General features: G+C 47.9%; 24 protein-coding genes. 9 read left to right on the forward strand and 15 right to left on the reverse strand.

The window, feature by feature from the left end:
- Positions 1 to 45: 45 nt before the first annotated feature.
- On the forward strand, positions 46 to 348 hold the full coding sequence (locus tag SB752_RS01505; protein WP_410713984.1) for an ArsR/SmtB family transcription factor: 303 nt from the start codon (positions 46 to 48) through the stop codon (positions 346 to 348).
- A 141-nt stretch (positions 349 to 489) separates the two neighbouring features.
- Entirely contained in the window at positions 490 to 1,695 is a 1,206-nt protein-coding gene (locus tag SB752_RS01510; protein WP_410713985.1) for an MFS transporter, read from the forward strand.
- A gap of 49 nt (positions 1,696 to 1,744) precedes the next feature.
- Here SB752_RS01510 and SB752_RS01515 read toward each other — a convergent pair whose 3' ends face one another.
- The 4 genes from SB752_RS01515 to SB752_RS01530 are packed head-to-tail and all read right to left on the reverse strand — an operon-like array spanning position 1,745 to position 4,747.
- On the reverse strand, positions 1,745 to 2,341 hold the full coding sequence (locus tag SB752_RS01515; protein ID WP_410713986.1) for a sulfite oxidase-like oxidoreductase: 597 nt from the start codon (positions 2,339 to 2,341) through the stop codon (positions 1,745 to 1,747).
- Between the two features lie 26 nt (positions 2,342 to 2,367).
- A complete protein-coding gene (locus tag SB752_RS01520; RefSeq protein ID WP_410713987.1) occupies positions 2,368 to 2,799 on the reverse strand; it encodes a CoA-binding protein in 432 nt (143 codons plus the stop codon).
- Positions 2,800 to 2,820: 21 nt separating this feature from the next.
- On the reverse strand, positions 2,821 to 4,320 hold the full coding sequence (locus tag SB752_RS01525; protein WP_410713988.1) for a leucyl aminopeptidase: 1,500 nt from the start codon (positions 4,318 to 4,320) through the stop codon (positions 2,821 to 2,823).
- A gap of 52 nt (positions 4,321 to 4,372) precedes the next feature.
- Positions 4,373 to 4,747, reverse strand: coding sequence for a DUF309 domain-containing protein (locus tag SB752_RS01530; RefSeq protein ID WP_410713989.1), 375 nt, complete (start codon positions 4,745 to 4,747; stop codon positions 4,373 to 4,375).
- A gap of 150 nt (positions 4,748 to 4,897) precedes the next feature.
- On the opposite strand from SB752_RS01530, the gene SB752_RS01535 reads away from it, so the two are divergent.
- Complete coding sequence (locus SB752_RS01535) at positions 4,898 to 5,374, forward strand: divergent PAP2 family protein (protein WP_103104349.1); 477 nt, start codon at positions 4,898 to 4,900, stop codon at positions 5,372 to 5,374.
- A gap of 47 nt (positions 5,375 to 5,421) precedes the next feature.
- The gene (locus SB752_RS01540) at positions 5,422 to 6,189 is read left to right on the forward strand and encodes a cobalamin-binding protein (protein WP_410713990.1); all 768 of its coding nucleotides are present in this window, start codon (positions 5,422 to 5,424) and stop codon (positions 6,187 to 6,189) included.
- 84 nt (positions 6,190 to 6,273) lie between these two features.
- Here the strand turns inward: SB752_RS01540 and SB752_RS01545 are convergent, their stop codons facing one another.
- From SB752_RS01545 to SB752_RS01570, 6 genes are all read right to left on the reverse strand, one after another.
- A complete protein-coding gene (locus SB752_RS01545; RefSeq protein ID WP_410713991.1) occupies positions 6,274 to 6,891 on the reverse strand; it encodes a 3D domain-containing protein in 618 nt (205 codons plus the stop codon).
- Positions 6,892 to 7,048: 157 nt separating this feature from the next.
- Positions 7,049 to 7,309: a YuiB family protein gene (locus SB752_RS01550; protein ID WP_103104346.1), complete on the reverse strand. Its 261-nt coding sequence runs from the start codon at positions 7,307 to 7,309 to the stop codon at positions 7,049 to 7,051.
- A gap of 226 nt (positions 7,310 to 7,535) precedes the next feature.
- Entirely contained in the window at positions 7,536 to 7,676 is a 141-nt protein-coding gene (locus tag SB752_RS01555; protein ID WP_201264837.1) for a YuiA family protein, read from the reverse strand.
- 201 nt (positions 7,677 to 7,877) lie between these two features.
- Positions 7,878 to 8,354 carry an NUDIX domain-containing protein gene (locus tag SB752_RS01560; protein WP_410713992.1) on the reverse strand — a complete coding sequence of 159 codons (477 nt, stop codon included), beginning with the start codon at positions 8,352 to 8,354 and terminating at the stop codon, positions 7,878 to 7,880.
- Between the two features lie 66 nt (positions 8,355 to 8,420).
- On the reverse strand, positions 8,421 to 8,672 hold the full coding sequence (locus SB752_RS01565; RefSeq protein WP_049741570.1) for a hypothetical protein: 252 nt from the start codon (positions 8,670 to 8,672) through the stop codon (positions 8,421 to 8,423).
- Positions 8,673 to 8,676: 4 nt separating this feature from the next.
- Complete coding sequence (locus SB752_RS01570) at positions 8,677 to 9,867, reverse strand: NAD(P)/FAD-dependent oxidoreductase (RefSeq protein WP_410713993.1); 1,191 nt, start codon at positions 9,865 to 9,867, stop codon at positions 8,677 to 8,679.
- A gap of 358 nt (positions 9,868 to 10,225) precedes the next feature.
- On the opposite strand from SB752_RS01570, the gene SB752_RS01575 reads away from it, so the two are divergent.
- Entirely contained in the window at positions 10,226 to 11,227 is a 1,002-nt protein-coding gene (locus tag SB752_RS01575; protein ID WP_410714261.1) for an NAD(P)/FAD-dependent oxidoreductase, read from the forward strand.
- Between the two features lie 133 nt (positions 11,228 to 11,360).
- On the forward strand, positions 11,361 to 11,636 hold the full coding sequence (locus tag SB752_RS01580; protein WP_410713994.1) for a hypothetical protein: 276 nt from the start codon (positions 11,361 to 11,363) through the stop codon (positions 11,634 to 11,636).
- A 42-nt stretch (positions 11,637 to 11,678) separates the two neighbouring features.
- Here SB752_RS01580 and SB752_RS01585 read toward each other — a convergent pair whose 3' ends face one another.
- The 3 genes from SB752_RS01585 to SB752_RS01595 form a co-directional block, all read right to left on the reverse strand.
- On the reverse strand, positions 11,679 to 12,200 hold the full coding sequence (locus tag SB752_RS01585; protein WP_410713995.1) for a hypothetical protein: 522 nt from the start codon (positions 12,198 to 12,200) through the stop codon (positions 11,679 to 11,681).
- A 314-nt stretch (positions 12,201 to 12,514) separates the two neighbouring features.
- Positions 12,515 to 12,901, reverse strand: a complete 387-nt coding sequence (locus tag SB752_RS01590; RefSeq protein WP_103104334.1) for a cupredoxin domain-containing protein — start codon at positions 12,899 to 12,901, stop codon at positions 12,515 to 12,517.
- A 132-nt stretch (positions 12,902 to 13,033) separates the two neighbouring features.
- On the reverse strand, positions 13,034 to 14,347 hold the full coding sequence (locus SB752_RS01595) for an HTH domain-containing protein (RefSeq protein ID WP_410713996.1): 1,314 nt from the start codon (positions 14,345 to 14,347) through the stop codon (positions 13,034 to 13,036).
- Positions 14,348 to 14,593: 246 nt separating this feature from the next.
- Here SB752_RS01595 and SB752_RS01600 point away from each other — a divergent pair, with 246 nt between their 5' ends.
- The gene (locus tag SB752_RS01600) at positions 14,594 to 15,832 is read left to right on the forward strand and encodes an MFS transporter (protein WP_410713997.1); all 1,239 of its coding nucleotides are present in this window, start codon (positions 14,594 to 14,596) and stop codon (positions 15,830 to 15,832) included.
- Between the two features lie 51 nt (positions 15,833 to 15,883).
- On the forward strand, positions 15,884 to 17,326 hold the full coding sequence (locus SB752_RS01605) for a M20 family metallopeptidase (RefSeq protein WP_410713998.1): 1,443 nt from the start codon (positions 15,884 to 15,886) through the stop codon (positions 17,324 to 17,326).
- A 56-nt stretch (positions 17,327 to 17,382) separates the two neighbouring features.
- Here SB752_RS01605 and SB752_RS01610 read toward each other — a convergent pair whose 3' ends face one another.
- The gene (locus SB752_RS01610; protein ID WP_410713999.1) at positions 17,383 to 18,201 is read right to left on the reverse strand and encodes a metallophosphoesterase; all 819 of its coding nucleotides are present in this window, start codon (positions 18,199 to 18,201) and stop codon (positions 17,383 to 17,385) included.
- A gap of 52 nt (positions 18,202 to 18,253) precedes the next feature.
- On the opposite strand from SB752_RS01610, the gene SB752_RS01615 reads away from it, so the two are divergent.
- A complete protein-coding gene (locus SB752_RS01615) occupies positions 18,254 to 18,835 on the forward strand; it encodes a hypothetical protein (RefSeq protein ID WP_410714000.1) in 582 nt (193 codons plus the stop codon).
- A 22-nt stretch (positions 18,836 to 18,857) separates the two neighbouring features.
- Here SB752_RS01615 and SB752_RS01620 read toward each other — a convergent pair whose 3' ends face one another.
- On the reverse strand, positions 18,858 to 20,345 hold the full coding sequence (locus SB752_RS01620) for a DUF4153 domain-containing protein (protein ID WP_410714001.1): 1,488 nt from the start codon (positions 20,343 to 20,345) through the stop codon (positions 18,858 to 18,860).
- Between the last annotated feature and the right edge of the window lie 32 nt (positions 20,346 to 20,377).

The following is a 20,377-nucleotide window of genomic DNA, read 5'->3' on the forward strand; positions in this document are numbered from 1 at the left end:
TTACGCACGCTTGACACATCGAAAATTTTCGATATGATAATATGTATGGAACCAATTGAAATTTTTAAAGCGCTGTCCAACGAGTCGAGATTGCAAATTTTGCATTGGCTGAAGGATCCGGAAAAATACTTCACGCCCCACGAAGGGATTGATATGAGGAAAATTGGGGTATGTGTTGGTCAAATCACGGATACGCTGAACATGACACAATCCACAACCTCCCAGTATTTATCGATACTCCAGCGGGCAGGTCTGGTAACAGCGGAACGGATCGGCAAGTATACGTATTTCAAAAGAAACGAAGAAGCGATACGAAAAATCGGTGCATTTTTTAACAACGAGATTTAATGAGTAAAAGCTGAATGCTCTATTGAGGATTCAGTTTGCCTTAAGTCTACACATCGATATATTACAATGTGTAGATTTTTTAAAGTGCAACACATCGATAATTTATAATATATAGATGTGAAAAAATTAGGAGTGGTGAAATTGAAAACAAGCAGTTGGAAGGTTTATGTTTTAGCGATTGTAAGTTTTTTAGTCGGTACATCCGAATATGTCATTTCAGGTATTTTAGACAAGATCTCGGATACGCTGGGGATTTCTATTACTTCGGCTGGGCAGTTTGTGACCATTTTTTCCTTTGTATATGCCATTTGTACCCCCATCTTGATGGCTCTGACGGCAAAAATCGAGAGGCAAAAGCTGCTCGTTGGTGCACTGGGAATTTTCGTCTTAGCTAATATGATGTCTTTTGTTTTGCCGGGCTTTGGACTTTTTGTGCTTTCACGTGTGCTAATGGCTTTAGGCGCAGGAATGGTTGTTGTTACCGCATTGGATATAGCAGCGAAAATCGCACCTGAAGGTAAACAGGCAAGCTCGATTGCAACCGTAGTAATGGGTTTTACTACGTCATTAATTATCGGGGTTCCTCTCGGACGAATGATTGCTGAGGCATACGGCTGGAAATCAGTGTTCGGTTTCATTGCCATAACAGGACTTCTCGCCATTTTTGTTCTCTATCGAACAATCCCGCGAGTAATTGGGGATGCTCCCGTACCATTAACCAAGCAGCTTGCTCTTCTCAAAAACAAAAAAGTCGCTCTTGGTCTCTCCATTACTTTCTTTTGGCTCGGCGGCTATTCTATCGCGTATACTTACATCTCGCCTTACCTTCTAAATGTTGCGGGTTTACATGAAGAAGTGCTCAGCGGAGTATTGTTGGCGTTCGGCCTGGCCAGTTTGATTGGTTCCAAATTTGGCGGCTACAGTACGGATAAATGGGGAGTTTCTTTCACGTTAATCGGGGGAATGCTCCTGCACATCGCGGCTTTCCTGTTACTTTCTGTTACTGTTGGTCTAAACAGTTCTTGGGGAATCGTTGTTGGCGTCCTTGTATTATGGTCATTTGCAGCATGGTCGTCTGGTCCTACGCAGCAATATAATTTGATTCGAATTGAACCGAATTATTCGGGAATCATGCTTGGGCTTAACCAGTCTACGATGCAATTATCAATGGCAGCAGGAGCTGGAATCGGCGGTCTCGCCGTGGATCGGATTTCCTTGTCATCCATCACATGGTTTGGGACGATCGGCGTGGCAATTGCAGTCGCCGCCTCGTTATTATTGTTTTCATGGATAAGGCAAGAGGCACGAAAAAAAGGCATGCTGCAAGAACATACTTTGTCAGACTGATTCAGGTTCTTTCCAAAATGAAGAGGCGGTTTCCCGCCTCTTCTCGCTTTCAATCCCAGGCAAAACGCTGCTCTTTCCAAGGATCGCCGTACATATTATATCCGTTCTTTTCCCAAAAGCCTTGCTTGTCTTTCTCCATAAACTCGATGCCGCGCACCCACTTCGCACTTTTCCAAAAGTACAGATGCGGGATGACAAAACGAAGCGGCCAACCGTGCTCAGGCGTCAAGTCCTCACCGTTATGCTTCGTGGCAAACAGATTGCCAGCTTTCATGAAATCAGCAAGCGGAATATTTACTGTCCAGCCATGCTCAGCATGCAGCATCACGTATTTGGTTTCCGGCTTGATTTTGACCAGCCCCAGCACTTCTTCTACCGGGATGCCTTCCCACTCGTTGTCCAGCTTGCTCCAGCCTGTCACGCAGTGAATATCGTTGGTCGTGCCGCCTTTTGGCAGAGTCATCATCTGCTCGTAGGTGAGCGTGACTTCTTCTTCTACCAGCCCAAACAGGCGGAAGCTCCACTCCGTTGCAAGATCCGTATACTCAGGGACATCTCCATAGTGCAAAACAGGAAAGCCTGTCGTCTGTTTTTGGTTGGGTGGAATTCGGTCACGCTTGGCGTCTGTCTGTTGATTGAAAAACATGTGTCCCCACTCCTTACAGCAATCGCTTATTTCCCAATGCGTAAAAGCGCATGATCGACCTTGATGCACAAATCGTTGACAACCTCGATGCCAGTCTCGCCAACGAGCTTCGCTGCCTCATCGTTTGCGATTCCTTGCTGCATCCAGAATACTCTTGGCTTGTGCTTCATTTTCAGCGTTTCTTCTGCTACAGGGACGATATCCTCACTTTTACGGAACACATTGACGATATCTACCTGCTCATCGATTTCCGAGAGGCTGGCCAAGACCTTCTCACCCAATACCGTTTCACCCGCAATCACTGGGTTCACAGGAATGATGCGATAGCCTGCATTTTGCATGGCAGCGGAAACCATGTAGCTGGTCCGATCAGGCTTGTTGGAGAGCCCTACCACTGCGATGGTTTTGGATTCCTCCAGGATTTGCTTCCGTGCTTCATTGCTTGGATTTTGGACCATGATTCAACTCTCCTTTTACGATTAGGATTGGCTGCGGCTCGCTACAAATTGGGCAATCGTTCGGGTCATAACACCTGTACCGCCTGCTGGCTGCATATCCCCAGTGCTGGCTGTGTAGGCTGTCCCTGCGATATCCAGATGCACCCATGGGGTCTCGCCTACAAACTCCTGCAGGAATACACCACCGATGATGCCGTGTCCGTAGCGTCCACCTGAGTTTTTCAGATCGGCAAAACGGCTCTTGTTCAGGCTGCGGTACTCATCGAATGTCGGGAGCTGCCACAAGCGTTCACCTGCAATATCTGCTGCTGACAAAAGCTCATCCATCAGTTCTTTGTCATTGGTCATGGCACCTGAGCAGAAGTGTCCCAAAGCAACCACGATGCCACCTGTCAGGGTAGCAGCATCGACGATACACGAAACGCCTTGCTGCTTGGCGTATGTAATGCAGTCTGCCAGCACCAGACGACCTTCTGCATCCGTAGTAATGATCTCAACGGTCTTGCCGCTCATGGTCGTGATGACATCGCCTGGTCGGAAAGCAGTACCTGATGGCATATTCTCGACCGTTCCGATCACCATCAACACATTTACTTTTGGCTTCATCTGACCCAGTGCTTCCATGGCACCGATCATGGCAGCTGCTCCGCCCATGTCTGACTTCATGTCTTCCATGCCAGCTACCGGCTTGATGGAAATCCCGCCCGTATCAAACGTAACACCTTTGCCGATCAGACCAATAACATCGTCCCACGTGTCTTTGCCTTGATATTTAATCGCGACCACATACGGCTCTAGCTCGCTGCCTTTAGCAACCGAGAGGACGCCGCCCATGCCCAGCTCTTCCAGCTTCGCTTTTTCCAGCACTTCAATCCCCATGCCATAACGCTTCGCCACATCTACGGCAGCATCCTTCAAAGCACGAGGTGTCAAATAGTTTGCCGGCTCATTCACCAGTGTGCGAGCCATGTTGGTTCCAGATACCAGTGCGTTTCCGACATGAACCCCGGACGAGGCGATATCTACAGCGTCGTCTGCTGCCAGAATCCGTACAGTTGCGATCGGATCTGATTCACGCTTTGCTTTTAAGCGGTAGCCTTCATAATTGTATTCTGCAAGTCCAAATGCTTCGGTAACCGCTTGTGCCAGTCTGTCTGCTCCCAAATGCTCCGTGGTTGGCAAATCGATGACAACGGTTTTGCCCGTACCTTTAGAAACAACCGTCTTAGCTGCACGCCCCCATGCAGTGCGAGCAGCGACAAAATCAAACTTCTCCGGTGCCCCCATCCCCACTACGATCAGCTTTTTGGCAGCCATTCTGCCCATGCTGTGAATCAAAGCGATCGCCTTTGCATCGCCACTAATTTCTTTCTCCCCCTGCAAGACACTAAGTAGGCCTCCAAAAGCAGCTTCGAGGTCCGGATAAACTTGGGCCAGCTCTTCGCCTTTCCAAAGTGGAACGATCAATTCGTCACACGTGATATTTACAAGCTGGTATCGTTTTTCCACTGTTACTTGCATATACTCTTCCCTCTTTCTCTGTGATAGGATACAATTATGGGCACATTTGTGTTTAACACGATGTGTCTACATGCAAACGCAAGGACGGAAACGACATGGCTTTTGCCTCTGCATACGAAATGACATCAGATTCTGGCAAAGATTTCTCGCAGGCTTCTATGTATTGAAGAATACTGGATACGTCCAACCCCCAATGCACGGGTTCGTAACGGGTCAGGTACTTTCGTGCGTTGCCAAACATCCAGCGAGCACCTTTTATATTGCCGTATTCCTGGTGATACAGTCCGACGGATAGCTGCAATAAGCCTTGCAGAAACTTATCGGATTTGTCTTCCATCCAGATGTCTTCCAGCAGATCGTGACATTCGTAGTACTCACCTTCATTGAATTTGTCAATGAACTGAAGATACTGCCCGGGATAGCCCATGGATGCACGCCTCCGTTTCACACCTTTCGTCTTCATGGTAACACAGATTGGCAATGACTTTAAATCCAAACGAAAACTTCACGGATTAAGAGTTCGCCCTTCTGTTACAATAAACTAGAGAAGCGTACAGTAGAAAGGAATGGATTTTCCGTGGCGGATATTTTTGAAAACTTCCCCTTATGGGCTGCACTGCTTGCCATAGGAATTGCCCAATTCATCAAAATTCCTCTGCATTTTTTTGCCACCAAAACCTGGCAATGGTCCTTGATGCTTAGCACAGGCGGGATGCCCAGCTCTCACTCTTCTGCCGTGACAGCGCTTTCCACCGCCGTTGGATTACGTGAGGGCTTTTCCAGTAACATGTTTGCCATTTCCGCTATTTTAGGCGTGATCGTCATGTTTGATGCTGCCGGAGTGCGCCGTCATGCCGGTATGCAAGCAGTGGTCCTGAACAAATTGGTTGACGAATTCAATCATCTCCTAGAAGGCATGAAATCATTCAAGGTTCGTCCAAGCCAGGAAAAAGCCAAAAAGCTGAAAGAGCTGCTCGGTCACCAGCCTATTGAGGTACTGATCGGTGGCTGGCTAGGCATCATGATTGCCCTTTTGGTCCATCCGTTTTTTTAGAGACGACATAGAACTGATTATGGATTTTTTCCACAGGGGGGAAGGACATGCGCATCGTCTCCATCTGTCCGAGCAATACCGAAATTCTTTATTACCTGGGACTGGATGAGCACGTCGTAGGCTTGGACGATCATTCGGACTGGCCTCCCCAGTGGCAGAACTTGCCGCGAGTAGGACCTGATCTGACCATCAATATGGACCAGGTAGCCGCTCTGTCGCCTGATTTGGTGGTTGCCTCGCTCAGTGTACCCGGTATGGAGAAAAACGTAGAGGCGCTTCAGGCACTGGGAATCCAGCACATCGTTCTGAATCCATCCCATATTCATGAAATTGCAGCGGATATTAGGCTAGTAGGCGAAGCCACAGGCACGGTACAAAAAGCCGAACAGCTCGCCGCTCATTTTGACGAAAGAGTGGAAGCCATCCGGCAAAAGGCTGCTGCCTTTCCTACCCGTCCAAAGCTGTACTGGGAATGGTGGCCCAATCCAATCTACACACCAGGTCAAGAGAACTGGCTGACCGATGTCAGTGAAATTGCGGGTGCCATCAATGTTTTCGCTGATTATCCAGTAGCTAACGTCAAGGCGACTCGGGAAATGGTTGCCGAGCGTGATCCCGACCATGTGTGCGTCGTTTGGTGCGGCATTGAGCTTAAACGCATCAAGCCCCAGATGATTACGGATCGAGTGGAATGGCAGGAAATGAAAGCGATCCGCAGCAAACAGGTTCACCTGCTTGAGGAAGGACTATATTGTCGTCCGTCCCCCCGTATCCTCGAAGGCTTGGAAAAGCTCGTCGATTTGATACATACGTAAATAACTGCAACGCAAAAACGTTCAAAGCATTTCGCCTTGAACGTTTTTATTTTTGCGCCGTTTACACTGCCATTGCGGCATTGCTTAATTGGTGACCTCCGCCATCGCAGCGATGCCTTTTTGATTCAAATTATTCAAGAATGCTTCTGTCAGCTTGCCCTCGCCTCGTCGGACGATATACACATCCACTGACTTTTTCCCCCACTGGGTAAAGACGTCTTGTTTGGTTTCAAAATACAGATCGATTTTGTTTCCGCGAATGGCTCCTCCTTTATCTGCTACAACTCCATACCCGTAGCCCGGAATATATAATACCGTGCCGAGTGGGAACACACGCAGGTCAGCAGCAATTGTGGAATAATCATCTCTACGTACCTTGACGCCCGAATATGTAATTCCATAAGACGGGTGGGACGGGTGTTTCCCCGTCGATTCGTATCCTGCGTAATAACCTGTAGCCACAACACGCACTTTTGGATATTGATCAAGTAGTACATCATTTTTATCAATCACTTGAGTGAGTGAGCTAGCCGACACGGTACGCTTTTTGCTGACACGCTGCCCCTCCTTGGTTTCCCTAACTCCAAATGTGGATTGGATACTGTGATCCCCCACTACGTTGTAGCCGTATCCATCGCTCACAAAGCTTGTCAGTACCATGACGGTAAGTGCGATGATACTCACTAACAGCTTTCCATTCATTTCTGGTAAACCTCCTCTCGGTTCTAGTCATGTCCCGAAGAGGAGAAACCTATACACAAATTTTGGATCATTCCTAAAATATTCAGTATATTAGGTTTTGTATGGATGGCGCGTGTAAAGAAAAACAGACCTATTTTCAAGGTCTGTCTGGCATTTGTTAAAACATCCGATATCCTTTTTTTCGAAGCGTGTGAATCGTCCAGCCGCTTGCTACCGTACCAATCATTCCACATCCAAGAATAAGCGAATCCCAAACACCTGGAACAATTTTTTGGTAGACCAGAGCACCGACTACGACCCCAACCGCAATCACAACCGGAAGCCAGGTTGTCTTTAAAATCATGTTTAAAATAAATCCGATGCCAAACCCGAGCACGGTAAAAAGCACAATAGACACCATAAATTGCAGCAAGCTCATCGACCGTTAGACCTCCTGCCATCGTCTCCGGCTTTTGCGCATATGCATTGGCAATTGCAGGAAGGACGGGCTATTTTTCGCTTTTAAGTGTAGCCGAATAAAAGGGAAAGGTCAATATGAGCGACTGCTGCAAATACGCGCTGTTATTGGGTTTATGTGAGCGAAAACCAAAAAAACCGTCGGGGAGTGATTCCCTGACGGTTTTCCTTGCTATGCCAGATGTTCATTATTGTTTAGAAGAGACTGGATCGGCTTGAGCGTGTGTACCTGCTCCTTCACAGTTTGGGCAATTTTCCGAGCCCCCCAGGAGCAGCTGGAAATACCCTTGACCATCACAATACGGGCATTGTTCTTGTTTCTGTCTCATGATGAGCTCCCCTTTCGATATACATGCGTTCCAGGTAATTGCATGTATATTCAGATAATTTTGATGTATCTAACTATATCAAAATATTTACGGATTGCACAACAGCTTTCCATCGGAAAAAACGCAAAAAAACCATGATGTAAGCGGAAACATCACGGTTTATCTTTTTGATTCTCACTTTTTTGGCTTGTGAGGCCTCCATTACTTGAATATTTTATAGGAGGTGTACTGAAAGACTGGATCAATCTCATACGTATACCCTGGCATGCCTTGCTCACGAGTTTTATATCCTGGCAGTATAATTTTTAAGTATGTAGAAGAAAGTGGGTCTTGCAGCAGCTCGCTAATCGGCATGAATCTCGCCTCAGTAATCTCGCCCTCTTGCGGACGCGGCTCCCCGCTCACGTAATCCATCCAAAACACAACCATATTATCACTGATGCTCTCTTTAATGACACCCGACCGAATACCCGCTACGTGCCGGACAACAGCTTGTACCCCTGTTTCCTCCAGCACTTCACGCACTGCGGCCTCATCTACCGTCTCTGACTGCTGAACGAAGCCTGCCGGAAACGACCATTGTCCTTTTAGTCCGCTATACGCTTTTTTGACCACGAGTGCTTCCTCGCCGCGAATCACAATTCCACATGCTCCAAGCCATACTTTTCCTTCTCTCATGTATCCTCGCTCCCTTTCTTACCTACACGAAACCCCCGGCAACACTTACCGGGGGCACCCAATCGTTTAGTCATCCTCGTCATCCAACAGGCCATTATCAATCATGTAACGCAGATTTTCTCTGTCCCTCTCCCGGCCCTTTTCCTTGAGCCGGTCGATAGCAGGCAGGATGAGAATATCCACTTCTCGCTGCACATTCCACGCCAGGTCGTGTCTGCCCTGTTCTTCCAAAAAGGCGCCCACTTCCATCATGGCGTTGTAGCGTTCCATCTCTTCGCGGGTCATTAGCCCTCTGACTTGTATACTCGCGTGACGCATACGCCTACAGCTTAACTTTCTTGAGAGCCAGACCGACGCCACCGATTTTGTACAGGTAGCGCAAATCGCTCGCTTTTTTCATCATGGCTGCTGTGCTGCCAAACAGCTTTTTCGAACCAACCTGGCCGATGCCTTCGCCTTTGCCCAAGGATGCGAGTGTTCCCTGCAAATGAGGGATAAACTTTTGGGTGAGTTCTCCACGAATCATCGCTGCTAAATTGTCGCCCAATGTTTCACCTTCTTGGACAGCTATTTGAGCAGTTGGCGGATAAGGGCGCCCTTCTTCGTTAAAGATGAGAGCGCAATCACCTACGACAAATACGTTTTCATGCCCAGGCGCTCGCAAATATTCGTCGACCTTGACACGGCCACGCATTACTTCAAAGCCTGCTTTTTCCACGAGGCTGTTTCCGCGCACGCCAGCGGCCCAGATGACCGTTTTGGATTTGATCTCTTCGCCTGTTGCAAGCAGTACGCCATCCGGGGTGCATTGCTTGATCGGGGTCCCGATCTTGAATTCAATCCCTTTGCGCTCCAGCACATCCATGGCGTAGTTGACCAGCTCAGGATCAAAGCCAGGCAAAGCAGTTGGCGCTGCTTCTATGCAATATACCTTTACCAGCTCTGGGTCCACATCGAATTCCTCACAAAGCTCTGGCATACGATCTCCGAGCTCCCCGCAGAATTCGATCCCTGTAAAGCCTGCTCCCCCGACGACAAAGGTCAAGTAATCGGTGCGATGCGGTTCATTTTTAAATTTGGAAAACATGTATTCGATGTGCTCGCGAATATGGCGCACCGCATTGATGCTGCGAATGCTGAATGCGTGCTCCTTTAATCCCTCAATGCCAAATGTCTCCGGTTCACTTCCAAGGCCAATCACGAGGTAGTCATAGTCGAGGACGTCCCCGTTTTCCAAAGTAACGGTTTGGGCATCGGATTGAATCGATTGGACCGTACCTTTTACAAAATTGACCTTGTCGCTGTTTAAAAGCCCTTCGAGACTCACACGTGCATGGTCAGCAGAAGCTGTTCCAGCAGCCGGCTCATGCAGCCAGGTCGTAATATAGTGATAGTTGTGTTTGTTTACCAAGGTGATTTCGGCTTCGTTGTAATTCAGCCTTTTTTGCAGCTGCAGGGTGGTAATTAATCCACCGTACCCAGCGCCCAGAATGAGGATTTTGGGTGTACTCATCGGTATCCCTTCCATTCATCATTAATAGTAAGGAAAAATTCATAAAAAGGGAAGTTTGTGCGAAATTTCACGAGGCTAGTTACGTTTTAAGATGCCCAAAATGTATGCAGAAGTCATAACGAGAATGATTGCCTATGCAATGTTGTATGAAGCAATCTGTGAAAAAAAGCACAAACTCAGAAAAAAATGTGACAATTTTATTACATTCCCCCTCATCTTATCGGGTGCAGATTTGATTTGCAAGGGTTTTTTGCCTATCCCACCGAATTTTACCTGCTTTTTTTCAATCGGAAAAATAAGGTATAATGGAGCTTGAGTTCGTTTCACGAATATTCGGAGGTGCTTTGGATTGAATTTTCTGCAAAAGGACGAGCAAATCTACGACATTACGATCATTGGTGGAGGCCCGGCCGGATTGTTCACTGCTTTTTATGGTGGCATGCGCCAGGCAAGTGTAAAAATCATAGAGAGCATGCCTCAGCTTGGTGGACAATTGTCTGCTCTTTATCCGGAGAAGTACATATATGATGTAGCCGGATTCCCAAAGGTTTTGGCACAGGATTTGATCAATAATCTGAAAGATCAGATTTCACGCTTTCAGCAAACGGTTTGCCTGGAAGAAAAAGTGGAAAACGTCGAGAAAAAAGCGGACGATGTGTTTGAAATCACAACGGACAAAGGCACGCACTACTCCAAATCTGTAATCATCACAGCAGGTGTAGGTGCTTTTGAACCCCGCAGACTGGAACATCCAGATGCCGTCAAATACGAAAAATCCAATCTGCACTACTTTGTTACCGATCTGAACTCCTTCAAGGGACAGCGCGTTGCCGTTTTTGGCGGTGGCGACTCCGCACTGGACTGGTCCCTGATGCTCGAACCGATTGCCAAAGAAGTACACCTCATCCATCGCAGAGACAAATTCCGTGCTCATGAACACAGCGTAGAAATGCTCATGGCATCCAAAGTAAAAGTAACCACTCCTTACGAATTAACAGCCTTGCACGGTGAAGACAAGATCGAACGACTCACATTAGTAAACAGCACATCCAAGGAAGAAGTCGAATTGGAAGTCGATGCTGTCATCGTCAACTTTGGCTTCATTTCCTCTCTCGGTCCGATTAAAAATTGGGGACTTGAGCTGGAAAAAGGCTCGATTGTTGTGAACACGCGCATGGAATCCAATATTCCAGGCATTTTTGCAGCAGGTGACATCGCCACGTATCCAGGCAAAGTGAAGCTGATTGCTGTCGGGTTCGGTGAGGCTCCCACTGCTGTGAACAACGCCGTTTCTTATTTCAACCCGGATGCAAAGCTGCAGCCTGGCCACTCGTCGAGCATGGACAACTTTAAAGCATAGCAATGTCGTCCCTGTTTGCTGCTCCCAGAAGCACAAGCAGGGTTTTTTATCGCCTCCCCTCCCCCTTGTATAGCCCATCTGGTTCAAGCGCACAGTAGTGATGACCGCCAAACCGTCGTGGAGGAGAGTTGCCATGAAACATTTTTGCCCGGTTTGTAATGGACTTGCTGCTCTTCAAGAAGACTGTCCTCGCTGCGGGCAGCTGATGTCGGATGCGGGTCGGCTGTATGACTACTATGGGGATTACAGTCCGTACCGTGAAATAGATGATGCGAAAATGGACAATGGCTTGCCTGATCGCAAGCAGCACCAATGCCTCCATACTGCCTGGTGCGCTCACTGTCGAGAGGAGTTTACGACGATTGTACGGGAATGGACGCCTGATATGCTTGGGCGGCCATTCACATGAAAAAGGACGTGCTCTCTGACACGTCCTTTTTCCAATCGTAGCCTACTTCTTTTTTTCCTTCAGCTTTTGCGCCAGACGCTCATTTTTGGATTTCAGCTGCTCCAGCATTTTCGGCAGTGTTTCCTTTATTTTTGCCGCATCTCCTGACTCAATCGCCGCGTTGAATTCCTCGCGAGTCTGCTTGTACTGCTCCATGCGTGCACGTCTCGCGTCATCGTTTTTGCCCTGCTCGTCCATTTTCTTTTCTTTCGGATCGTCACTATTGGCACTGCGGGCTGCTTCGAGCTCATTCATTAGACGCTCTCTTTCCTTGAAAGCGGCTTGCCACTCTCCCACACTATTGGGTGTATACTTTTCAGCCAGTAGGGTCATGTACATTTTTTGGTGTGCGCCACTGTGCATACCATGAAACTTTTTGGCGTGATCGCCGTGATCCCGGTGCAAGGGCTTCACGTTCTCCATCGAATAAGAATGTGCTGAACTCGTTGCTGCCTGAACGACACCTGGAAGCGCCATGCTCACCCCCAAGATCGCTGCTACTATTCCTCTTTTCCAATGCTTCATTTCGTTCACTCCTTTTTACAACCTTTTCCTCCTTACCATGCGCAAAAATAGGCAAACTCATGTATGAAAATGTGAAAAGGAATTGAGAAAGGCCCACCCGTAAGTTTTAGGTGGACCTTTCATAGAAGTGGATGTGACCGCTTCCTGTTACTTATCTTCTTTTCGCAAATTATGACCCGTATTTTCTCCCGTTTTGGGAGGTGTGCTGCGTGATCCGGCTGAAGCCTCCGCCAAAATTGAAAAACACCCTGACCCGCAATGCAGGCCAAAGTGTTTGGGTGGTTGTGTGTTTCTCTTATGGAAAAGGATTGGATTTATTTTACAACGAGTTTAGCAACCATTTTACCATGGTCTGGTCCGCAAATAACGTTGCAGAAAATAGTGTATTCGCCAGCTTCATCGATTTTCATCGTTTTGCTGCCATCTTTTTGGATGTCTACATCCAGGCCTTGGATCCCGATTCCATGGAAGCCTTCAGTCGATTTGAAGTTAATGGTGAACTCCTCGCCAGCCTTAACCTCAAATGTATCTTGATTGAATTTCCAGTTGCTCGCTTCAATGTTAACCGCAGTGCCAGATGTCGCTGCAGGAGTTGCAGAATTGCCGCTTGCCGCCTGATCCTTGCTTTCTCCACCACATGCTGTCATCAACATTGCGGACAGCGCAACTGCTGAAACCAACAGACCCCATTTTTTGTTCACTTCTGACCCCTTCTTTCTACTTGTTCTACACTATCATTGTACTGAAAAGAAGTCGTCCAAAATCTGGAATCCTTGACTAATTGGTGACGAAATGGCTAACGATTGATGAACATTTTGCCAGGCTCGCCAAAATTATTCGTTTGGCAGCTGAATTTGATAGATTTTCGTAGGACGTCCGCGCAGCTTCTCCTGTTTCTTATACAAGACGTGAGCAACGCCTTTTTCCTCCAGTCGATTCAGCATCCGATTCGCGCTTCGTACCGTGACCCCGAGATGGTAGGCGAGCTCATCTGCCGTTAACTCGTTACTCTCTGTTTTCGCTAGAACCGCCAATATTTTTTGGAGCTGCAGCGTAGATAAATCTGTCGCTTCACTCAGTCGCTGGATCGCACTATTCATTTGATTACGATAGTGGAGACAGTTTTCTTCTCCGAGCGGACCAATAATCTGATCGCTGTCCGTCACAATGAACGTACCTGGCGTTTGATTTGCCGCTGACATGCCGTTAGCAGCTTGTGCGTTTGTCCGTGCCTTGTACATGCTGTTTCCTACGCCCCAACCGATATGCACGGGAAAAGGAAGTGTTTTTTCCAGGTAGGCAAGTAACAAGCATTGGGTAAGATTGTCGGTTAGCAGCTTGATGTCTTTAAAAGAACTGATGATCTCAAAGCTTTTATTCGATTTTTGGATCAAAAACGGAACCCGCTGCTCCGTACTGAACTCCAGAAGCGATTTGTGCAGCAGCATTTGCCGCAGCTCCCACTCATTCAAGCTCTCTTTTTCCCCATCGACCTGGCCAATCGTAATATGCCCGATCGCGATACGGCTCTCCGCCAGCTTGATCGCTGCCAGCTCCGTAATGATTTGCTCAAACTGCGAGACGATGGAGTCAGGCGAGGGGAAGACGTAAAGATGCGGTACACCGTTCCGGTCTAGCTGTGGCACGATATTGCTCAAGCGTGTCAACGACAAATCAATTTTGCCCTCTTGTCTCAAACGAATATGTTCATTCAGTACGGCCTCATAAATCTCATCGTTTACCACGAAGCCTTTTAACGTGTACGGCATAGACGCTGCCTCGAAGATATCTGTAAGCCCCAAAAAGTTGTTTTGTGGATGAATAAAGTCGATATACACCCGAGAGAAATCCATATCTCGATTACGCAGGGTAAGCTGAAACAGCTTTTTATAAAACTCCTGCTCGCTGATTTGAAACGTATACGTCGGTATGGAAAAGCTGCCCCACTCTTGCATGAGATACGCATAAGCCAATTCTGTCAGTACAAAGCCATCGACATTTTGCTCGTTTTGTCTGTAAATCTCTGGTGTCTCATGCAAACGCTGATAGGGCAGCATGACGATCTCACAATGTTCCTGGACACGTGCCGGAACGGATACCAATTCTGTTAAAGAGTGCTGGGCAATGATGGCACCCAATCGGATCATAAGAAATCCCTCCTTCCACTCACTTGACCATTATAGGAGATTTGGGCCTCTTTGAAAATATTTTGAAAAGACTTGAAATGTCAAAAAGATTGCTTTAAAGTTATTTTTAGAAATCGTCTTTATTGTGTCTAAAAATACTTTTGCGATTTCGTTTACTTACATAAGGTGGTGGTGTTCCCTTTCGCCTGCTTAGAAAATCGCTTTTTTTGTACACAACCGTGAAAACGCTAACAAGGGGGCCTTACGATGAATACCGCTACTGCAAACAGCAAAAACAAGTACCTGGTTCTCGGACTTTTGTGCCTTGGATGGATCATCAACTACTTCGATAAAGTCGCGATCAATGTAGCTGTCATACCTATTTCGCAAGAGTTTGGTCTATCAGAAACACAGGTTGGTCTTATTCTCAGCAGCTTCTTTCTGAGCTATGCGATCATGCAGCCAATTGGGGGCAGTCTCGCAGATAAATTCGGCTCACGTAAAGTCATTATAATATCTGTTGTCGGCTGGTCGCTGTTTACGATCCTGACAGGTACCGCCTGGTCGTTCCTCTCCCTCATCGTGATTCGCTTCTTGTTCGGGATTGGGGAAGGCAGCTATCCTTCTGCCAGTTCGGTTGCGGTAGCAGAAAGCTTTCCACAGCACGAACGGGCACGTGCCAAATCTATCTTGACCTCTGCTACAACCATCGGGGGTGTTCTCGCTACTCTGGTAGCAGCTAGCCTGTCCAAAAGCTTTGGCTGGCAATTTATGTTCGTCATTCTCGGAATAGTCGGATTTCTTCTTGCTGCTTTATACGCCAAGTTCTTGCATCCTACTGGAGCACAAGCCGTCGCTGCCAAGAAAACGGCGGAAAAGCTGCCTTTGCGCAAGCTGTTGAAAATCTCCATGTTGTGGAAGCTGATGGCCATCTATTTCGGCATTTCGATGGTGACGTGGGGCATGATGTCCTGGATGCCTACCTATATGGTAAAGGTTCGCCATCTCGATATGGTTTCCATGGGTGCTCTCGCTTCGATTCCAGCGATTCTCTCCTTTGCTACTGTCTTGCTCACCGGATGGCTTTTGGACAAACGCATGGTAGGACGCGAAAGACTATTAATCATAATCGGTTCGTTTATTGGCATCATTTCGCTTTATCTCTTGTCTAAAGCTCCTACCGTAGCGTTAGTAGTCGCGTACCAGGCACTAGCGAATATCGGTCTTGCCGCAGCAGTAACCACGACATTGACCATGCCACTGAAGTACATCGATCCTTCCTCTGTCGGTGCTGCTTCCGGCCTGATCTATCTTGGTGGACAGACAGCAGGAGTTATTGCGCCAACAGCCATGGGCTTTATGATTCAACGGTTCAACGGCTCTTATGATGCAGCGTTCTGGTTGTTGATCATCGCGGTAGCCATTCCGTTTGTGGTAGGCATGACGCTTCGTACTACACCACAAGTGCGAAATGAGACGCCAACCACGGTTAGCACCACGAATTAAGCGGAATGGAACGATTCGTAAAAATTTTGAAAATGCAGCGAGGTGTTCTTCATGTTCAATCGTCAAAGAATTGCGGAAATCATTGATCAAAAAAGCGACCTGTTCACAAATGTGAGTGATCGAATCTGGGAGTATGCGGAGACTCGTTTTGAGGAGTTTCGCTCTGCGGAATTACTCTGCAAAGCCTTGGAAGCAGAAGGCTTCACTGTTGAAAAAGGTGTCGCAGGAATTGAAACCGCTTTTATCGGCAGCTACGGCAGTGGCAGTCCCGTTGTCGCTGTTCTCGGTGAATACGATGCCCTCTCTGGCCTGAGCCAGGAGCGCGGCAATGCCACTCATCAGCCTATCGTAGCAGGCGGAAACGGGCATGGCTGTGGTCATAACCTGCTCGGTACAGGCTCTCTGGCTGCGGCAGTCGCTATCCGCCACTACATGGAGGAAAACGGAATCAAGGGAACAGTTCGTTACTACGGCTGCCCCGCAGAAGAAGGTGGATCAGGCAAAGCCTACATGGCACGCGAAGGCTTGTTTAATGACGCTGACTTTGCAATTTGCTGGCATCCGCAAACCTTCAATACGCTCATGTCCATCAGCAGTCTCGCCAACTATCAAGTCTATTTCAAATTCAAGGGCAAAGCTGCCCATGCCGCAGCCGCCCCTCATCTGGGACGCAGTGCACTGGACGCCGTAGAGCTGATGAATATCGGCGTCAATTACTTGCGCGAGCATGTGATTCCTGAAGCCCGTATTCACTATGCCATCACCAATAGCGGCGGCTTCTCTCCGAATGTCGTCCAGGCAGAGGCGGATGTACTCTACCTGATCCGCGCACCGAAAACACAGCAGGTGGAAGAAATTTATCAGCGCGTTTGCCAAATTGCACGTGGTGCTGCGATGATGACGGAAACGGCCGTCGATATCATTTTTGACAAAGCCTGCTCCAATCTCATCCCGAATCAGACGATGGAGCGCGTCATGTACAGCAACTTTACCGAGCTGGGAGTACCCGAATTTGATCAGAACGAAAAAGAATTCGCTCGTCAAATTCGCACGACGATTCCCGACTCGGACAAAAACAGTGAGCTGCAAATGATCGAAAAGGTGCTGGGAGCCAAAGGAAAAGGCATGGCTGAGCAATTGAAGGAGCAAGAGCTGTCTAGCATCTTAATGCCGCTCATGCCAGTAGCAAGACTCATGTCTGGCTCGACGGATGTAGGTGACGTCAGCTGGATCATTCCAACCGTACAATGCTCGACAACCTGCTTTGCCATGGGCACTCAATTGCACTCATGGCAAGCCGTTGCCCAGGGTGGTACCTCGATCGGTCACAAAGGAATGCTGCATGCGGGGAAAATCATGGCGGCCACAGCTGTAGAGATGATGGTAAACCCGGAACTCATCGCCGAAGCAAAAGCTGAGCTCGTAGAAAAGCTAGATGGCGCTACATATGTCTGCCCGATTCCAGCAGACATCAAGCCGGCAGCCCGCCGGTAGTCTCTCGTTACGCAAAAAGCCCTTGTCGTTGCCTCGTAGCAACAGCAAGGGCTTCTTCAATTTGTCTGATGATGATTCATCTGATAAACCGTTATTTCGGGAAAGCAGAACAAACGAACAGGCAGCTTTGCTGTTCCCAACCCACGGCTGATGCTAAATATGCCCACGGATTCCTCCACTTTTTGCCCAACGTGAAAATGCTTGTACGCTCCACCGCCCAGCGGTTTTCCAAACAAACGGATTTGCCCCCCATGGGTATGTCCCGACAACAGCAAATCCGCCTTTAGCCCATTCTGATGAATCAACGTAATGATGTTCGGAGAATGAGCGAGAAAAACAGTCAGGTCTGCTTGCTCGGAATCGTCCCACGCATACCGTTCGTTTCCATAGGTAGAATTATCAAAGCCATAAATCAAAATCCGGCTATCGTCCATCTTTATCAATCGTCCCTCATTTTCCAACACGATCATATGTTTTTCCCACGCTTTTTTGTTCGCAGCATAAGCTTCCGAGGTGTACAGCCTTTTGCGATGGCAAATGACCTCCTCCCGTTCGTAGTTACCAGGTACGAAATAAATGCCGCCTCTAGGGTTGATTCGTGAAAGCTCCGTAAGCACTTGATTCAGCTGCCCGCTATGCTGCGTTAAATCTCCAGTCACCAGCACTACATCAGGAGCTAGACGATTGACCAAGCGATGCAGCGGCCCGTTCAAAAAGCGTATACGCCCGTGTAAATCCGTAAGGTGAACGAGAGTGAGTCGGGGCACGCCCGGTACTGACATGGATATCGTCGTTATTTTGACATACAACGTGTGAATGAGACAGAATGCAGCTCCTATGACCACACAGGCAAAGACAAGTACGGCTATCATCATTGGAAACTTTTCCCTTTCCCTATCGTCTTATGGTTGATGGGAGTGATCAATCATGCAACGACGTATCGTTTTTGCCGTTTTATTCGTGATCTTTGTTTGCACCTCCTTCTTTTTCCAGGCCACTCCTGCTCATGCATGCAGCTGTAGCACCCCCTCTCCACAAGAAGCCATCCAGCAATCGACAGCCATCTTTTCTGGCAAAGTCATTCAAGTCCAAGAATCAAGTGATTGGCGTGAATGGATACCGCTTTCGAATCAACCCGTTCGTGGAGGCTTCGAGGTTGTGCTGGACGTCCAGTCTACATGGAAAGGGATGGACCAAACCCAAGTCCTCATCTTTACAGAAGGCTGGGAACTCGGCTGCGGGTTTCATTTTGAGGTTGGTAAAGAATATCTCGTTTACGCCTCTTATTGGGAGAGAGACGTTCTCGAGACACATATTTGCAGTCGGACAGCAGAGTTACTCCATGCCACAGATGATCTACTTACGCTTGGTCCCGGCAATCCCCCCAGCCAGTCAGTAGAAATCGTCTGGACGCAAAAACTCGTACCATACAGCGTGCTTGCTCTACTCACTCTGGCAGGTATAGCAGCTATCTGGTTTGCATGTAGAAAAAAGCGGGGACGTAGTTGACCACGTCTCCGCTTTCGCATTTTCATTCCTGTAAATATTGCTTTGCCCGATACTTCGATAGATTAAATGACTGCCAGCTCTTCTCCTCCTGTACATCCTCTCTTTTATATTTCAGCTGATTTTGCAAGGATGCAGCGATAGACTGATCCTTCGTCAGCTCCATCATGACAGGGACGGCGTCATACGAAAGTCTGCCCAAATACTCTATGTCGATGTTTCCTGTCGCGTAATACCGGTTGAGATTGTTCTTCGCAATCATGGCATCCATGTTCACGTAGTTCAGCACCACATAGCAAATCAACGCCACTACCACGTAATATTGAATCAGGGAAAAGCGATTGCGCCAAATTTTCAGAAGCGCAATCACGAACAGCACGAACAAGAAGATCATAAATGCGTGTGCCAGCAATCGCGAATGTGTGTAGCCATATGCTTCCTCATAAAGCGACAGGCGAAAATAGGCTGAAAAAAGCATAAAGCTCGTGCAAACTGTCAGGAAGCTAAGAAGAATCTGCACCAAACGATACAAAAGAGGCTTTGCTCGCGACGCCAGATGCATGGTGCTAAGCAAAATGATGAAATTGATCACGGTCACCGTGACCAGCTCATGAAACCCGTTTTTGGCGTACTCGGCATACGTCATCCCTGCTGGCAGCATTGTCTCTTGGCCGCTAAACAAGTACGAGATCTGGATAAACACAAACGCAGCGTACACCACATTGATGATCGTCAGCAGCGTCACCAGAATAATGCCGTCCCAGGCAATCTTTTTCTCCTCTGCTTCCTTCACCGGGAGTGCCACTGTCGCCTCCCGTGGACCAAATAGAGTATACAGATAGCCAAAAAAAAGGAGAGAAAACAAGCCAATCAAAAACAAGCGAAATAATGCTTCAGCAGAATCCCAGTCAAACAGCATACTCGGAATTTCGGTTAAAAAATAGCTGAAGACCTGGTCTGCGTGTGATAACAGTCCGAGCACCACAAGCAAGATCGGCAACGATATCCCGATTCCCGCGAGCACCTTGATCACGACGCTATACTTTTCGCGATCAACTCTGGACTTGATCCAGTCCTTTCCCATGACGAACGGCAGACGTGCGTACTTCAGCGTATAAAGCAGTACGGTCTCCAGCAAGTCCCCCACAAAGCCAAGCGTGTACCATTTCGATTGATGCCTCTCAGTGAGCAGCATCGTCTGGACAACGAACAAAAACAAAACCAGAACAAAATTGATCAGGTGAAAAAACTCATTCGCGTATAAAAAGAAGGTAAATGCCAGCATGAGATTCGGCACGGTCAAAAGCCATGCGAAAGCCTGCCGAGTCGTAATCCGTAAATGATTGCGCAGATGTGCCTGCCAGAAAAAAAGGACATACATTGCGATCAAAAATAAGGGAAAGGAAATGCCAAACTCTTTTCCGTAAAACAAGAAATCCCCCAGACAGCCGATTATCAGCGCCCCCAAAAACAGCCACCGATAGCCTGCATGACTCTGTATCCCATCCGCCACTATGTTTCACTCCCCACGTACACATTCATCTA

It is taken from the genome of Brevibacillus sp. SIMBA_040 (assembly GCF_046535075.1).
GTDB lineage: Bacteria > Bacillota > Bacilli > Brevibacillales > Brevibacillaceae > Brevibacillus.

What these genes read in the sequence shown, in the direction of transcription:
- SB752_RS01505 (WP_410713984.1), top strand. Translation starts at nt 46, where the DNA reads ATGGAACCAATTGAAATTTTTAAAGCGCTGTCCAACGAGTCGAGATTG.
- SB752_RS01515 (WP_410713986.1), bottom strand. Translation starts at nt 2,341, where the DNA reads ATGTTTTTCAATCAACAGACAGACGCCAAGCGTGACCGAATTCCACCC.
- SB752_RS01520 (WP_410713987.1), bottom strand. Translation starts at nt 2,799, where the DNA reads ATGGTCCAAAATCCAAGCAATGAAGCACGGAAGCAAATCCTGGAGGAA.
- SB752_RS01525 (WP_410713988.1), bottom strand. Translation starts at nt 4,320, where the DNA reads ATGCAAGTAACAGTGGAAAAACGATACCAGCTTGTAAATATCACGTGT.
- SB752_RS01530 (WP_410713989.1), bottom strand. Translation starts at nt 4,747, where the DNA reads ATGGGCTATCCCGGGCAGTATCTTCAGTTCATTGACAAATTCAATGAA.
- SB752_RS01540 (WP_410713990.1), top strand. Translation starts at nt 5,422, where the DNA reads ATGCGCATCGTCTCCATCTGTCCGAGCAATACCGAAATTCTTTATTAC.
- SB752_RS01545 (WP_410713991.1), bottom strand. Translation starts at nt 6,891, where the DNA reads ATGAATGGAAAGCTGTTAGTGAGTATCATCGCACTTACCGTCATGGTA.
- SB752_RS01550 (WP_103104346.1), bottom strand. Translation starts at nt 7,309, where the DNA reads ATGAGCTTGCTGCAATTTATGGTGTCTATTGTGCTTTTTACCGTGCTC.
- SB752_RS01555 (WP_201264837.1), bottom strand. Translation starts at nt 7,676, where the DNA reads ATGAGACAGAAACAAGAACAATGCCCGTATTGTGATGGTCAAGGGTAT.
- SB752_RS01560 (WP_410713992.1), bottom strand. Translation starts at nt 8,354, where the DNA reads ATGAGAGAAGGAAAAGTATGGCTTGGAGCATGTGGAATTGTGATTCGC.
- SB752_RS01565 (WP_049741570.1), bottom strand. Translation starts at nt 8,672, where the DNA reads ATGCGTCACGCGAGTATACAAGTCAGAGGGCTAATGACCCGCGAAGAG.
- SB752_RS01570 (WP_410713993.1), bottom strand. Translation starts at nt 9,867, where the DNA reads ATGAGTACACCCAAAATCCTCATTCTGGGCGCTGGGTACGGTGGATTA.
- SB752_RS01580 (WP_410713994.1), top strand. Translation starts at nt 11,361, where the DNA reads ATGAAACATTTTTGCCCGGTTTGTAATGGACTTGCTGCTCTTCAAGAA.
- SB752_RS01585 (WP_410713995.1), bottom strand. Translation starts at nt 12,200, where the DNA reads ATGAAGCATTGGAAAAGAGGAATAGTAGCAGCGATCTTGGGGGTGAGC.
- SB752_RS01595 (WP_410713996.1), bottom strand. Translation starts at nt 14,347, where the DNA reads ATGATCCGATTGGGTGCCATCATTGCCCAGCACTCTTTAACAGAATTG.
- SB752_RS01600 (WP_410713997.1), top strand. Translation starts at nt 14,594, where the DNA reads ATGAATACCGCTACTGCAAACAGCAAAAACAAGTACCTGGTTCTCGGA.
- SB752_RS01605 (WP_410713998.1), top strand. Translation starts at nt 15,884, where the DNA reads ATGTTCAATCGTCAAAGAATTGCGGAAATCATTGATCAAAAAAGCGAC.
- SB752_RS01610 (WP_410713999.1), bottom strand. Translation starts at nt 18,201, where the DNA reads ATGATGATAGCCGTACTTGTCTTTGCCTGTGTGGTCATAGGAGCTGCA.
- SB752_RS01615 (WP_410714000.1), top strand. Translation starts at nt 18,254, where the DNA reads ATGCAACGACGTATCGTTTTTGCCGTTTTATTCGTGATCTTTGTTTGC.